Consider the following 12415-nt stretch of genomic DNA (forward strand, 5'->3'; position numbering starts at 1 on the left):
CACACGACCCAATCGGAGGGCAAGTCGATCAATAATTGGCCAGCGACCTGCCTGCACGGTTGAGAGGAGCCCTTGATGACCACACCGCGGGACTTGCTGATCATTGCCATGGACATGGGGTCGAGCAGCCCCGTCGAACAGGGCGACCTGTCGCTTGCGCTCGCCGGGGCCGAGGTGATCGACTTGATCGCAGTCCAGGCCATCAGCCTGGACGGGGATCACATCGTGCCGGGCGACCGGACCGCGCTGGCTGATCGCCTGCTGGAGGAGGCCGCCGCGTCGCTCGTTCGGGAGGCACCCTACGAGTCGGTCGCCGACTGGCTGTGGCGCAGAGGCCGCGGTCTGTCCGCGGCCTACCGGGCCGAGCTCGAGGCGGAGGGGCAGCTCGTCCGGCAGGGTCGCCGCGGGCTCTCCTTCCGGGCCGGTGAGCTGGTGCTGGTTGATTCACCTGACCGTCGTCGGGCTGCGGACCGCTTGGCATCGGACGAACCCGTCCTCGCTTTCCTCGCGGGGGCCGTACGGGTGCGGGGCGAGCGGCCCGGAGACTCTCCGGACGTGGCGGACGTGGCGGACGTGGCGGACATGGCGGACGACACCGTCGCGACGGTGCTGGCCGCCGTCAACGACGCCCTGGTGGAGCTGGCGGCCGTACGGCAACGGCGAGCCATCGAAGACGCGGCCTTCGACAACATCTGGCGGGGCGGCGGCGGATGACGACGGAGCCTTCCCCGAGAAGGCCGTCGGTCTGATCGGGGCGGAGCAGCCCCACGCCCCTCGGGGGAGGCCCAGACCGGAGAACTCCCCAAACGTATTCGCGATGGTATGCATCGGTGCATACTCGGGGCATGGCAGATACGACTGTGAAGATCGACTCAGCCACCCGGGACCGGTTCGCCGCGATGGCCGCCGCCCACGGCAAGAGCGTGCGCGCCTACCTGGCGGAGCTGGCCATCGAGCAGGAGAACCAGTTGGCCCTGGGCCGGGCGACCGCCGCGTTCCGTGACGCCGTCGGCCAGCCGGGCATCGCGGAGGCCTTCGACCGTGAGTTCGGCGGGCTGCCGACGTCCGCGAGCGTGCACCGGGCGGCCTGATCTTGGAGCTGAGCATCGACATCCGCTGGCTCCTGGACCGTCAGGAGGAGCTCCTCGGCAAAGAGCTGGGAGTCCAGGACTACTCGGGTCTCGTGGCCGCGGTCGCGCGGCACCGCGTGAGCACCCCGGCGCTGGCGACCGACGAGCCCGACGCGTACTGGCGGTCAGCGGCGCTCCTGGAGCAGATCGTACTGCTGCGCCCGCTGCCGGCCAGGAACGAGTACTTCGGCTACGGCGTGGCGGTGGCCTGCATCAGGGCCTCCGGCAAGGACGTGGACACGACCTTCGAACCCTGGCGCGACCTGATCACGGACATCCGCGCACTGCGCCTGACGGTCTACGACGTGGCCGACCGGCTTCGCTCGATGCGTGAAGGCTCCTAGGCCGTTTATCGAAAATGGATCAAGGTGATGGCCGGCCATGCTTCGGAGCTGGGCTCACTCGCCTGGTGCCGATCTGAGGAGGCGGGTGAGTTGGCCGCTGTGGTGCTCGTTCACGGCTTGTATCACCGTCCCGAGCACTTCGTCGTGCTGGCGGAACGATTGCGGACCGCGGGAACCGAGGTTGTCGTTCCTGAACTCGACCGGGGCTCATTGTCCGCTGACACAGCCGCCGTCCAGGCCCGGGCCATCGACCCGGGCCTCCAGCGGAGGATGGCCTCGCGCTGCACCGACGTGCGCGAGTGGCAGTCGGGCCACTCCCCGTTCGTGGGACAGCCCGATCTCATCGTGGAACTCGTGCTGGAAGTGCTCGCCACCCGCACCCCGCATCGACGTTCATGTCCCACGCGACCGATCCGCCGGCGTCGGCCAGGACTTGGAGCTGGGTGAAGAACCCGACCCGACCCGACCCGGCCGGGCAGGGCAGGTGCCGGGCCGGGTCGGGGGTCGGTCGGGCGGGGCGTGTCAGCCCACCGGGGTGAAGTCCTGCGAGGCGATGTACGCGGGGCGGCGCACCGGGGCGGCGAAGGGCTTCGAGGGGCGGTTCTCGACGCTGTTGAAGACGAGGAACACGTTGCTGCGCGGATAGGGCGTGATGTTGTCGCCCGAGCCGTGCATCGCGTTGCAGTCGAACCAGGTGGCCGAGCCCGCGTTGCCCGTGAAGAGCCTGATGCCGCAGGCCGAGGCGAACTTCGTCAGCGCCTCGTCCGACGGGGTGCCGGCATCCTGCATCTGGAGGGACTTCTTGTAGTTGTCCTTCGGCGTCGCACCGGCACAGCCCAGGAAGCTCCGGTGGGAGCCGGGCATGATCATCAGGCCGCCGTTGGTGGCGTGGTTCGGCGTCAGTGCGATGGACACCGACACGGTGCGCATGTGCGGCAGGCCGTCCTCCGCGTGCCAGGTCTCGAAGTCGGAGTGCCAGTAGAAGCCGCTGGCGCCGAACCCGGGCTTGATGTTGATCCGGGACTGGTGCACGTACACCTCGGAGCCCAGGATCTGCCGCGCGCGCCCCACGACGCGCGGATCGGCGGCGAGGGCCGCGAACACCTCGCTGATCCGATGGACCTCGAAGACGGAGCGTACTTCGCGGGACTTCGGCTCCACGATGGACCGCTCGTCGGCCAGCGTCGAGGGGTCACGCAGCAGCCGGTCCATCTCGTCCCGGTAGACGGCCACCTCGTCGGGCGTGATGAGTTCGTCGACGGACAGGAAACCGTCGCGCTCGAAGCTCTCCAGCTCGTGGGCCCACATCGGGCCCGCGGTGCCGGGATCGGACCAGACGACGGGGTCCGCGCGGCCGATGAGCACCTCCTCGGAGCCCCGGGTCGGATACAGGTCGTTCACAGTGCGGGTGGATGCGTAGGTCATGGTGGTGCCTGCCTCTCCTCTCTGTGCGTTTTCCGTACGTCAGCTGTGGTCGTGGTCGTGGTCGGGCTCGGTGAGCAGCGGGTACACGCCGTTCTCGTCGTGGTCCTCCCGGCCGGTCACGGGCGGGTTGAAGACGCACAGGCAGCGGAACTCGTGCTTTACGCGCAGGGTGTGCCGCTCGTGGCCGTCGAGGAGGTACATGGTTCCCGGCGTGACCGTGTACGTCCGGCCGGTCTCCTCGTCCGTGAGCTCGGCCTCTCCCGCCGTGCAGACCACGGCCTCCACGTGGTTCGCGTACCACATGGACGTCTCGGTGCCGGCGTACAGGACGGTCTCGTGCAGGGAGAAGCCGACGCGTTCCTTTGCCAGGACGATGCGCTTGCTCTCCCAGGTGCCGGACGCGGCCCTGACGTGACGGTCGGTTCCCTCGATGTCCCGGAACGAGCGGACGATCATGGTGGTGCCCTTCGTGGTGTGTGCGGCGGTGCTGGTCAGGCCGCTTCGCGGATGGAGCGGGCCAGGATGGCGAGGCCCTCTTCGAGTTCGTCGCCGGTGACGGTGAGCGGGGGGAGCAGCTTCACGACCTCGCCCTCGGGGCCCGAGGTTTCGACGAGGAGGCCGTGCTCGAAGGCCCTCCGGCACACCTCCGCGGCGCGCTCCTTCTGGGTGAACTCAATGCCCCAGGCCAGGCCGCGGCCCCGGTACGTCGCCCCCAGCCGGCCGTGTTCGGCGCACAGTTCGCGCAGCGCGCTCTCGACGCGCGCGCCCTGGACGAGGGTCCGTTCGCGCAGGGTGTTGTCGCCCCAGTACGTCTCCAGGGCGGCGGTCGCGGTGACGAAGGCCGGGTTGTTCCCGCGGAAGGTGCCGTTGTGCTCGCCCGGCTCCCACAGGTCCAGTTCGGGCTTGAACAGGCACAGGGACATGGGGAGTCCGTAGCCGCTGATGGACTTGGACAGCGTGACGATGTCGGGCGTGATGCCCGCCTCCTCGAAGGAGAAGAACTCGCCGGTCCGGCCGCAGCCCATCTGGATGTCGTCGACGATCAGCAGCATGTCGCGGCGCCGGCACAGGTCCGCGAGGGCGCGGAGCCATTCCGCGCGGGCCACGTTGATCCCGCCCTCGCCCTGGATCGTCTCGACGATGACGGCCGCCGGATGGTTCAGGCCGGAGCCCTGGTCCTCCAGCAGGCGCTCGAACCAGAGGAAGTCGGGGGTCCTGCCGCCGAGGTAGTTGTCGAAGGGCATCGGCGTGCCGTGGACCAGGGGGACGCCGGCGCCGGCCCGTTTGAAGGCGTTGCCCGTGACGGCGAGGGAGCCGAGCGACATGCCGTGGAAGGCGTTGGTGAAGGACACGACCGACTCGCGGCCCTTGACCTTCCGGGCCAACTTGAGTGCTGCTTCGACCGCGTTGGTCCCGGTGGGGCCCGGGAACATCACCTTGTAGGGCAGTGCGCGGGGTTCGAGGACGTGGGACCGGAAGGTCTCGAGGAAGGCCCTCTTGGCGGTCGTCGACATGTCGAGCGCGTGCGTGATGCCGTCCCGCTCCAGGTAGTCGAGCAGGGCCCGCTTGAGGACGGGGTTGTTGTGGCCGTAGTTCAGGGACCCGGCGCCCGCGAAGAAGTCCAGGTAGCCGCGGCCGTGTTCGTCGTACAGCCGGCTTCCCGTGGCGCGCTCGAAGACGACGGGCCAGGCGCGGCAGTAGCTGCGCACCTCGGACTCGACGGTCTCGAAGACGGACAGGACCGGCTCGGTCATGGTCAAGGCAACTCTCCAATGAATGTGGGGGTGTTCGGTACGGGGCGGTGTGGGGCGGCGTGAGCGGCGTCGGGGGGTGGTGGCACGGATCAGAAGGGGAAGCGGGATCAGAAGTGCAGTGGCCCGATGCGGTGCAGGACCTCCGGGGCGTGTCCGCCGTCCGGGAACTCTTCTGCGGCGAACAGGACTTCGCGCGTGAGCGTGGCACCGTGGCGTGCGGCGTAGGAGGCGAACAGTCGCTCCGACGCGTGGTTTCCGGGAGAGATGGTGGTCTCCAGGAAGCTCAGTCCGTGTTCCGCCGCGACACGGGCGGAGAGGCCGTCGAGCAGGGCCCCGGCGATTCCCAGGCCGCGGACGGATTCATCGACGGCGACCTGCCAGACGAGCAGCGTTCCGGGGCTGTCGGGCCGCAGGTATCCGCTGACGAATCCGACGGCACGCCCGGCCCGGTCGCGGGCCACCGCGGACGTGCCGGCGAAGTCGCGGCACCAGAGCAGGTAGCTGTAGGCCGAGTTGAGGTCGAGCGTCCTGGAGTCGCGGGCGAGGCGCCACAGCAGGGGGCCGTCACCTGGGCGGGGGCGGTCTATGTATGTCGTCGAGGTGGTCGGGGTCGGGGTCGGAGTGGGGGGTGGGGTCTTCCTGTAACGGGCCAGTTCTGCATGAGCAGTCATGCGGGCCGAAGTTACCCAGGGCTGGAGCAAATTGCATGGGCCTAAGGGGTTACGAAAATGGTGCGGACCATGATATTTGCAGACGCCTTCGCAAGGTCGTCAGATGCGAGCGACGCGCCCGTATCATCAGGAAAGATGCTGATATTTCCACCGCACCCCCGGTTTTATAACGAGCGGATAACGTCTTTGCCCTGTCTCATATTTGCCACTTGAATGTGATGTCTTCGTCGGCCGGCCGGGGGTTTGGTTCACGGCTGCGCGGTTAAAAGGCGGCAGCGTGCCTGCTCATGAAACTGGAGGGGCGGTTGCGGCGCCGCCTCGCCTGATCCCCGGATGTCGCGCTCCAGGGAGCTCGATCGCGCGCGGCGCAGCACCGGCGTGTGCGCGGCGGCCTGCCATCATGCTCGGATGGCCCACGACATAGTGTTCTTCCTCGCCCCCGACGACGAGACCGCCGCCGCGACGCGCCTGCGGGGACCGGGTGAGGCCTTTGAGTCTGTGAGCTGCCGTTCTATTGAGCCGGACAGCGCCATCGTCGAGTGGGACATGTACTTCGAGGAGCCTTCGGCCGAGACCGCGCCGCCTGAGCAGCGCCTTGGGTGGGCGTGGCCGGAGTGGGTCACCGCCCCCTTGAACGACGGCGTTGCGGTGTTCGCTCTGCCGGAGCGGCTGACCCGAGCGCTGGCCAGCGCGAGCTCCGCCGAACTCGAAGAGCTCGCAGGCCGCTGGACCAGGCGGCTCTGGTCCGAAGACGGGGACGACATGACCGACGATGATCTACTGGCGGTCCTGCAGGGAGTTGCCCGGCTCGCGGTGTCTGCGGTGAACACGGGCGGCGGCCTCTACAGCTGGAGCTTCTGAGCGCCCACCTTCGAAGACGGCTCGCGTTTGACGCCGCTGCATGCCAAGAGTTCGGTTCCGGTGGTTGAGGTACAGCGTGAAGTGCCACGACCGGTCTGCTGCGTCGATGATGCCGGTGCGCAACCGCTCGTCGCGGTGCTGAGCCAGGATCTCGGCGGTCTCGTCGAGGCCGAGGGTCGTCAGGCCGATCTTCAACGACCGCCTCAGCCTCGCCGCAGCGATGCCGGCGACCATCCAATGGGGTACCTCGTCGTCCCAGACCACCACCTGGCCGCCGGCGACGATGGCGTCGCGTGCTGCCTTGCAGGCGCGGGTCTGGTCGGTGAGCATCGCGGCGATGCCGGGCGAGTGCTTCCTCCTGCGTGACGGTCGTCGTCGTGGGTGGCCGTCAGCTGCTGCGGCGCGACAGGTCGGTGTGAAACACCGCCACTGTTCCCGCACGTCGGCAGGGATGGGCACCTCGCCGAGGGCCTCCAGCGCCGACGTCACGTGGCGGACAGCCGCCTCCTCGGAGCGTCGCCTGCTGTCCGTCTCCTCCAGCAGCCGCATCGCTTCTGGTACATCGCCCGGAGCCAGAGGACCGGAGTCCATCAGGGTCGCGAGCCGCCGGCCGGAGGCGGTGGCGGAGCCGACCGCAAGCAGCAGGGGCAACGTCTTCTTGCCGCGCATCAGGTCCGCCCCGACGGGTTTCCCGGTGACCGCGCTTTCACCCCACAGGCCGAGGACGTCGTCGAGGATCTGGAAGGCCACCCCCAACTCGCTCCCCGCGCAATGCAGTGCCTGCGCCACGGGGGCGGACGCCGGGGGCGTCGGGGCGGGCGTAGCCGCCGCCCGGGACCACGATGATGTCGGCCTGCTCCGGGGTCCAGCCGTGCTCGACGCCGACCCGGGTTCCGTACGCGGCCTGGACGAAGCCGGGGCGGGAGGCCGTGACGTACCGGACCTCGACCGGCCGGTCCGTGAAGAAGCGGGCGGCCGAGAAGACCTCGTACGGAGCGGCGAAGTCCAGCTCCTCCACCCCGTCGAACATGACGATGTGCACCCTCAGGGGTGTACCCCCACCGGCAGCGCTGCGCTCGGCAGCGGAGGCGGAGGTGGAGGCGGCTGGGCCGACGCCGAGTCCGGCGACTCCCGCCACCGCGCCGGTGGCGCCGAGGGCGGTAGAGGCCCGCAGTAAGTCCCTTCGGTTCAGGCTCATTTCATCTCTCTTCGGTGGGGTGCGGACGGGGTCGGGTGAGCCGCGGGCTCTTCGAGGAGGTCGACGGCGCCAACGCGCCCGTTCCCCACGGATCTTGTGGCCTGCGCACAACGGGAAACAGCCCGCCGGCCGCTCTTCGGCTGAGCGGTTCCCCCCAATGCCCGGCGGGCATGCCGATCCACCCTCAACCCTGCACTGGTCTGGCACCGGCGGCGAAGGGACCACGGGCGCTGGCCCGGCGCCATCGAGGACCTGCGGACCCGCGCGGACCGGCTCGCCCGACTGACCCGCCGCCGCGACGAGTTGGCCCGGTGGGCCCGGCGGGCGCGCTCATCCGGGCCCGCCGCGCTATCGTCCGCCGGGGGCGGTCAGCGTGTGCAGCCGGGCGCGCAGGGTGGTGAGCCGGAGGCGCAGCCGCTGTGGCGGTGTGGGCGGCAGGCCGCGGGACGTGCCGCGCGCGTAGTACCGCTCTACGTAGTACTGGCACCCGCTCAGCACGGTCGTGACGGCGATGTACCAGAGGGTGGCGACCATCAGCAGCGGGATGACCTGGTAGTTCTGGTTGTAGACCAGCTGTACCGAGTAGAGCAGGTCGTGTACGGCCAGCACGCTGACGATGCTGGTGCCTTTGAGCGTGCCGATCAGCATGTTCCCGGCGGTCGGCACGATCGACCGCATCGCCTGGGGAACGACGATCCGGCGCAGGGTGCGGCGCCTGCTCAGGCCCAGCGCCTGCGCGGCCTCGGTCTGGCCGGGATCCACGGAGAGGATGCCGCCGCGCACCACCTCGGCGGCGTACGCGGACTCGTGCAGGGTCAGACCGATGACGGCGGTGAGGGTCGGGCCGAGCAGGTTCACCGTCTTGACGGTGAAGAGCTGGGGGCCGTAGGGGATGCCGAGGCCGAGCGTCGGGTACAGGGCGCCGATGTTGAACCAGAACAGCAGCTGCACCAGCAGCGGCGTGGACCGGAAGATCCACACATAGCCCCAACTCAGCGTCTGCAGAACCGGATTGGCGGAGAGCCGCATCACCGCCAGTACGGTACCGAACAGGAAGCCGAGCACCATCACCGCGCCGGTCAGCCACAGGGTGAGCAGCAGCCCGTCGAGCACGGCGGCGGTGGTGAAGTACCCCCCTACCACGTCCCATTGGAAGGCCTCGTTGCGGACGACCGAGGCCAGCACCATCACGAAGACCAGCAGTGCGGCGGCAGCGGACAGCCGGAGGCCGATGCGCCGGCGCGGCACGATCGGCGGCAGCTCGGCGGTGGAAGTGCCGTGCGCCCACGAGTGTTTCGCCAGCGGGTCGGCCGCCCTGGCGCGAGCGGCGATGGGGTCGGAGACGTCGGAAACGGCGGAGGCGTCGGAGATGTCGGGCGGGGTGGCCATGGGAAGGCTCTCCAGGGAAGGGGACGCGGGTGTGGACGGCCACCCGGCGGCACGGCGCGCGCAAGCACGGCGCATGCTCCGTGCGGATGCGGTGCTGCCGGGTTCGGGTACTCCGTGTCGTCACGCTCCCCGCGTCCCTCAACGCGGGCGGAGGGGCTTCCGTGTGGGCGGAGCCGCTCCGACGCCGATCGTATGCGCCCACGGCCCGGCTGTGTCAACCACGCGAGGCCCGGTCGGCCGGGGCCGTCCGCCATCCGGGCCGTTGCTTGACGAAGAGCAGCACGTACTGCTCAAGTAGTCGTATGAATGCCCATCAGCGCCTGTTCTCGCGCGACTACATCGACTTCGGTCGGGTGTGGTCCGCGGCGTGTTGCGCCTGACGCGGCAGCGGGCTGTCTGATCGGCCCTTCCCTCCCTCGGTGACCCCCTCGCGGGCCGAGATCCCCCGTCGCGCCACCACCGGGCGCGGGCAGCGACCCGTACGAGGGCGCGCTGCCGCGAGCCCGGGCGTGCGCTGCCGCCGCCCCGGTTCCCCCGACGCCCCGCGTCGTCACGCCAGCACCACGCCGCCTGTGCGGATTTGACGTTCCATCACTTCTCGCTGCAGCACGGGCTGTTCCGTCATGCCCGCGTGCACGATCCATCGCCCGTTCCGAAAGGCCACCCCATGCCCGTGGAATTCCTCGGCATCGCCGCGACCAACGACGGCTCCGAAACCACCGCGCGATCCGGCGCCGCCTTCGACAAGGAGTACACGCTCCGGCTCGCCCGGGCGCACGAGGACCACGGCTGGGACCGTGTGCTGTTCGCCTACGGCTCCGGATCCCCGGACCCCGCGCCGGCGGCCGCGTACATCGCGAGCAGACTGGACCACCTCCAGATCCTGCTCGCCCACCGGCCCAACGTCTCGTACCCCACCTACGCCGCCAAGACCTTCGCCACCCTGGACCAGATCAGCGACGGCCGCCTGACCGTCCACTTCATCACCGGCGGCAACGACCGCGAGCAGGGCCGCGAGGGCGACACCCTCACCAAGGACGAGCGCTACGCCCGCACCCGTGAGTACATCGGGATCGTCAAGAAGATCTGGACCACCCGCGAGCCATTCGACCACGAGGGCGAGCACTACCGCTTCCACGACTTCGTCAGCGATGTCTTCCCCGTCCAGCAGCCGCGTCCCGATGTCTCGTTCGGCGGTTCCTCACCCGCCGCGTACGCCGCCGGCGGCGCGGAGGCCGACATCTACTGCCTGTGGGGCGAGCCGCTCGCGAAGACCGCCGAGCAGATCGAGGCCGTCAAGGCCGCCGCGAAGGCAGCGGGCACCGACGTGCCGCGCATCCAGGTCGCCTTCCGCCCGATCATCGCCCCGACCGAGGAACTGGCCTGGGAGAAGGCCCACTGCACGGTGGGCGCCATCAAGCAGCGGCGGCAGGCGGGCCCCGTGCGGCATCCCCGCAACGGCGTCCTGGAGGCCGCGGCGCCCCAGAACACCGGATCACAGCGGCTGATCGCCATCGCCGAGGCGGGGGAGCGCTACGACAGGGCGCTGTGGACCCCTACGGCTGCCGCCACCGGCGGCGCGGGCAACTCCAACGCGCTGGTCGGCACCCCGGAGACGGTCGCGCAGGCACTGCTGGACTACTACGACCTCGGCGTCGACGTCCTCTCGGCCCGCGGCTACGACCTGCTGGGCGACGCCGTCGACTTCGGCCGGCACGTGATCCCGCTCGTCCGGGAGGAGGTCGCGAAGCGCGACCGCGAAGCCGCCCACACGGCACACGACCCCCACCACGCCCTCACGGCGGCGCGCGGGTGAGCTCAGCAGCACGCACACCCCGCCTCGGCACCACGCCCCGCAACGGAAAGGCCTTCCCGCTGTGAACCTCCCCGGGAACCGGATCCGCACCCGCCTGAGCACCACCGCCACCCTCGCCCTCCTGCCACTCCTGGCGCTGACGGCCTGCGGCTCCGGGGGCGGAGCCCGGCCGTGGCGGGTGCCCAGGTGTCCTCCGCATCGGCCGACGACCCCGTCGCCGGCGTACAGACCGTGGACTCGATCGCCGCCCTGCTGCCCGCCGACGTCCGCAAGGCGGGCACCCTGCGGGTCGGCAGCTCCGTCGGATCCCCACCCGCGGCGTACTACCCGAACGGGCAGGACAAACCGCCCGCCGGCCAGGACATCGACATCGCCGACGCGGTGGCCAAGGTCCTCGGCGTGAAGCTGGAGCGCCAGGACGCCTCCTTCGAGACGATCCTGCCGGCTCTCGGCAGCGGCAAGTACGACCTCGGCACGGGCAACTTCGGCGTCACCACCGAACGCCTGAAGACCATCGACTTCGTCACCTACATCAACGACGGGCAGGGGTTCGCCGTCAAGACGGGCAACACCACCCTGACCACGCAGGTCTCCGACCTCACCCAGCTGTGCGGACTGACCATCGGCACCGGCGCGGGCACCACGTTCGAGAAGACCCTCACCGCGCAGAAGGGCGTCTGCGCCGCGGCCGGCAAGAAGCCGTACGAGGTGAAGGTCTTCTCCGAGACCGGGGCAGTCACCACCGCCCTGCAGCAGGGCCGGATCGACGTCGTCATGTCGACGATCAACGGCCTGCGCCACCAGGCCGCACAGCCCGCCGCGCAGACCGCCTTCCTCGGCGAGTACCACCGGCTCGACGTCGGATTCGCCTTCAAGAAGGGCTCCCCGCTCGCTCCCGCCCTCCAGGCCGCCGTCAACGAGCTGATCAAGAACGGCACTTACGCGCGGATCCTGAAGAAGTGGGGCACCACCGCCTCCGCGATCGACACGTCGCAGATCAACCCGGCCGAGCACACGTGAGGGGGGAGCCCGTGAGCGACGTCATGGTCGACGTGCGCGGCGTCCACAAGAGCTTCGGGCCGTTGGAGGTGCTGCGCGGCGTCGACCTGAAGGTCCACGCCGGCGAAGTCGCCGTGATCCTCGGCCCCTCCGGCTCGGGGAAGTCCACACTGCTGCGCACCATCAACCACTTGGAGAAGGTCAACCGCGGCTGGATCAGCGTCGACGGCGATCTCATCGGCTACCGCAGCTCCCGCGGCAAACTGTTCGAGTTGAAGGAGAGGGAGGTTCTGCGGCAGCGCACCCGTATCGGGTTCGTCTTCCAGAACTTCAATCTCTTCCCGCACCTGACCGTGCTGGAAGACCTCGTCGAGGCCCCGGTCTCCGCGCTGCGCCGCCCGCGGCAGGAGGCGGAGGCAACGGCCCGCCGACTGCTGGACCGCGTAGGCCTCTCCGACAAGGCCGACGCCTATCCGCTGCAGCTGTCCGGCGGGCAGCAGCAGCGCGTTGCCATCGCCCGCGCGCTCGCCCTCGAACCCAAGGTGCTGCTCTTCGACGAGCCGACCTCGGCGCTCGACCCGGAGCTGGTCGGAGAGGTCCTCGACGTCATCAAGGACCTCGCCCGCGCCGGAACCACCATGATCGTCGTGACGCACGAGATCGGCTTCGCCCGCGAGGTCGCCGACACCGTCGTGTTCATGGACGCCGGAGCCGTCGTCGAACAGGGAACGCCCGCGGCCGTCCTGGACGACCCGCGGCACGCCCGCACCCGCGCCTTCCTCTCCAAGGTCCTCTGACCGTGCGCGCTGCTCGTCACGGGAAGAGGGT

At 69.8% G+C, this 12415-nt stretch carries 14 protein-coding genes and 1 pseudogene; 8 read left to right on the forward strand and 7 right to left on the reverse strand.

Annotated elements, in window-relative coordinates; genetic code table 11:
- Positions 1 to 75 precede the first annotated feature (75 nt).
- From RIU97_RS39755 to RIU97_RS39770, 4 genes are all read left to right on the forward strand, one after another.
- A complete protein-coding gene (locus RIU97_RS39755) occupies positions 76 to 714 on the forward strand; it encodes a GPP34 family phosphoprotein (protein WP_404962336.1) in 639 nt (212 codons plus the stop codon).
- A gap of 131 nt (positions 715 to 845) precedes the next feature.
- Positions 846 to 1091, forward strand: a complete 246-nt coding sequence (locus tag RIU97_RS39760) for an antitoxin MazE7 (RefSeq protein WP_404962338.1) — start codon at positions 846 to 848, stop codon at positions 1089 to 1091.
- A gap of 2 nt (positions 1092 to 1093) precedes the next feature.
- Positions 1094 to 1474: a toxin Doc gene (locus tag RIU97_RS39765; protein WP_404962340.1), complete on the forward strand. Its 381-nt coding sequence runs from the start codon at positions 1094 to 1096 to the stop codon at positions 1472 to 1474.
- A gap of 90 nt (positions 1475 to 1564) precedes the next feature.
- Positions 1565 to 1921 (forward strand): hypothetical protein, encoded by a 357-nt coding sequence (locus RIU97_RS39770; RefSeq protein ID WP_404962342.1) that lies wholly within the window; start codon positions 1565 to 1567, stop codon positions 1919 to 1921.
- Positions 1922 to 1996: 75 nt separating this feature from the next.
- Here the strand turns inward: RIU97_RS39770 and thpD are convergent, their stop codons facing one another.
- The 4 genes from thpD to ectA all read right to left on the reverse strand — a co-directional run bounded on the left by thpD (position 1997) and on the right by ectA (position 5324).
- Positions 1997 to 2899, reverse strand: a complete 903-nt coding sequence (thpD, locus tag RIU97_RS39775; protein WP_404962343.1) for an ectoine hydroxylase — start codon at positions 2897 to 2899, stop codon at positions 1997 to 1999.
- A 39-nt stretch (positions 2900 to 2938) separates the two neighbouring features.
- A complete protein-coding gene (locus tag RIU97_RS39780) occupies positions 2939 to 3355 on the reverse strand; it encodes an ectoine synthase (protein WP_404962344.1) in 417 nt (138 codons plus the stop codon).
- A gap of 35 nt (positions 3356 to 3390) precedes the next feature.
- The gene (gene ectB, locus RIU97_RS39785) at positions 3391 to 4659 is read right to left on the reverse strand and encodes a diaminobutyrate--2-oxoglutarate transaminase (protein WP_404962345.1); all 1269 of its coding nucleotides are present in this window, start codon (positions 4657 to 4659) and stop codon (positions 3391 to 3393) included.
- A gap of 101 nt (positions 4660 to 4760) precedes the next feature.
- The gene (gene ectA / locus RIU97_RS39790; RefSeq protein WP_404962346.1) at positions 4761 to 5324 is read right to left on the reverse strand and encodes a diaminobutyrate acetyltransferase; all 564 of its coding nucleotides are present in this window, start codon (positions 5322 to 5324) and stop codon (positions 4761 to 4763) included.
- Positions 5325 to 5732: 408 nt separating this feature from the next.
- On the opposite strand from ectA, the gene RIU97_RS39795 reads away from it, so the two are divergent.
- A complete protein-coding gene (locus tag RIU97_RS39795) occupies positions 5733 to 6185 on the forward strand; it encodes a hypothetical protein (protein ID WP_404962347.1) in 453 nt (150 codons plus the stop codon).
- Here the strand turns inward: RIU97_RS39795 and RIU97_RS39800 are convergent.
- The 3 genes from RIU97_RS39800 to RIU97_RS39810 form a co-directional block, all read right to left on the reverse strand.
- Positions 6102 to 6935, reverse strand: coding sequence for a polyprenyl synthetase family protein (locus RIU97_RS39800; RefSeq protein ID WP_404962349.1), 834 nt, complete (start codon positions 6933 to 6935; stop codon positions 6102 to 6104). The genes RIU97_RS39795 and RIU97_RS39800 overlap by 84 nt on opposite strands.
- On the reverse strand, positions 6892 to 7383 hold the full coding sequence (locus RIU97_RS39805) for a DJ-1/PfpI family protein (RefSeq protein WP_404962350.1): 492 nt from the start codon (positions 7381 to 7383) through the stop codon (positions 6892 to 6894). Before RIU97_RS39805 ends, RIU97_RS39800 begins: the two co-directional genes overlap by 44 nt.
- Before the next feature lie 348 nt (positions 7384 to 7731).
- Entirely contained in the window at positions 7732 to 8772 is a 1041-nt protein-coding gene (locus RIU97_RS39810) for an amino acid ABC transporter permease (RefSeq protein WP_404962351.1), read from the reverse strand.
- A gap of 667 nt (positions 8773 to 9439) precedes the next feature.
- Between RIU97_RS39810 and RIU97_RS39815 the strand changes: the two genes are divergently transcribed.
- The 3 genes and pseudogenes from RIU97_RS39815 (at position 9440) to RIU97_RS39825 (ending at position 12384) form a co-directional block, all read left to right on the forward strand.
- Positions 9440 to 10588 (forward strand): LLM class flavin-dependent oxidoreductase, encoded by a 1149-nt coding sequence (locus RIU97_RS39815; RefSeq protein ID WP_404962352.1) that lies wholly within the window; start codon positions 9440 to 9442, stop codon positions 10586 to 10588.
- A 61-nt stretch (positions 10589 to 10649) separates the two neighbouring features.
- Positions 10650 to 11608, forward strand: a pseudogene (locus RIU97_RS39820) (ABC transporter substrate-binding protein).
- Between the two features lie 11 nt (positions 11609 to 11619).
- Positions 11620 to 12384 carry an amino acid ABC transporter ATP-binding protein gene (locus tag RIU97_RS39825; protein WP_404962353.1) on the forward strand — a complete coding sequence of 255 codons (765 nt, stop codon included), beginning with the start codon at positions 11620 to 11622 and terminating at the stop codon, positions 12382 to 12384.
- Positions 12385 to 12415 lie beyond the last annotated feature (31 nt).

It is taken from the genome of Streptomyces sp. 147326 (assembly GCF_045000215.1).
In the GTDB taxonomy this organism is placed as follows: domain Bacteria; phylum Actinomycetota; class Actinomycetes; order Streptomycetales; family Streptomycetaceae; genus Streptomyces.

Coding starts and splice junctions, on each gene's coding strand:
- RIU97_RS39755 (WP_404962336.1), top strand. CDS start 76: ATGACCACACCGCGGGACTTGCTGATCATTGCCATGGACATGGGGTCG.
- RIU97_RS39760 (WP_404962338.1), top strand. CDS start 846: ATGGCAGATACGACTGTGAAGATCGACTCAGCCACCCGGGACCGGTTC.
- thpD (WP_404962343.1), bottom strand. CDS start 2,899: ATGACCTACGCATCCACCCGCACTGTGAACGACCTGTATCCGACCCGG.
- RIU97_RS39780 (WP_404962344.1), bottom strand. CDS start 3,355: ATGATCGTCCGCTCGTTCCGGGACATCGAGGGAACCGACCGTCACGTC.
- ectA (WP_404962346.1), bottom strand. CDS start 5,324: ATGACTGCTCATGCAGAACTGGCCCGTTACAGGAAGACCCCACCCCCC.
- RIU97_RS39795 (WP_404962347.1), top strand. CDS start 5,733: ATGGCCCACGACATAGTGTTCTTCCTCGCCCCCGACGACGAGACCGCC.
- RIU97_RS39805 (WP_404962350.1), bottom strand. CDS start 7,383: ATGAGCCTGAACCGAAGGGACTTACTGCGGGCCTCTACCGCCCTCGGC.
- RIU97_RS39810 (WP_404962351.1), bottom strand. CDS start 8,772: ATGGCCACCCCGCCCGACATCTCCGACGCCTCCGCCGTTTCCGACGTC.
- RIU97_RS39815 (WP_404962352.1), top strand. CDS start 9,440: ATGCCCGTGGAATTCCTCGGCATCGCCGCGACCAACGACGGCTCCGAA.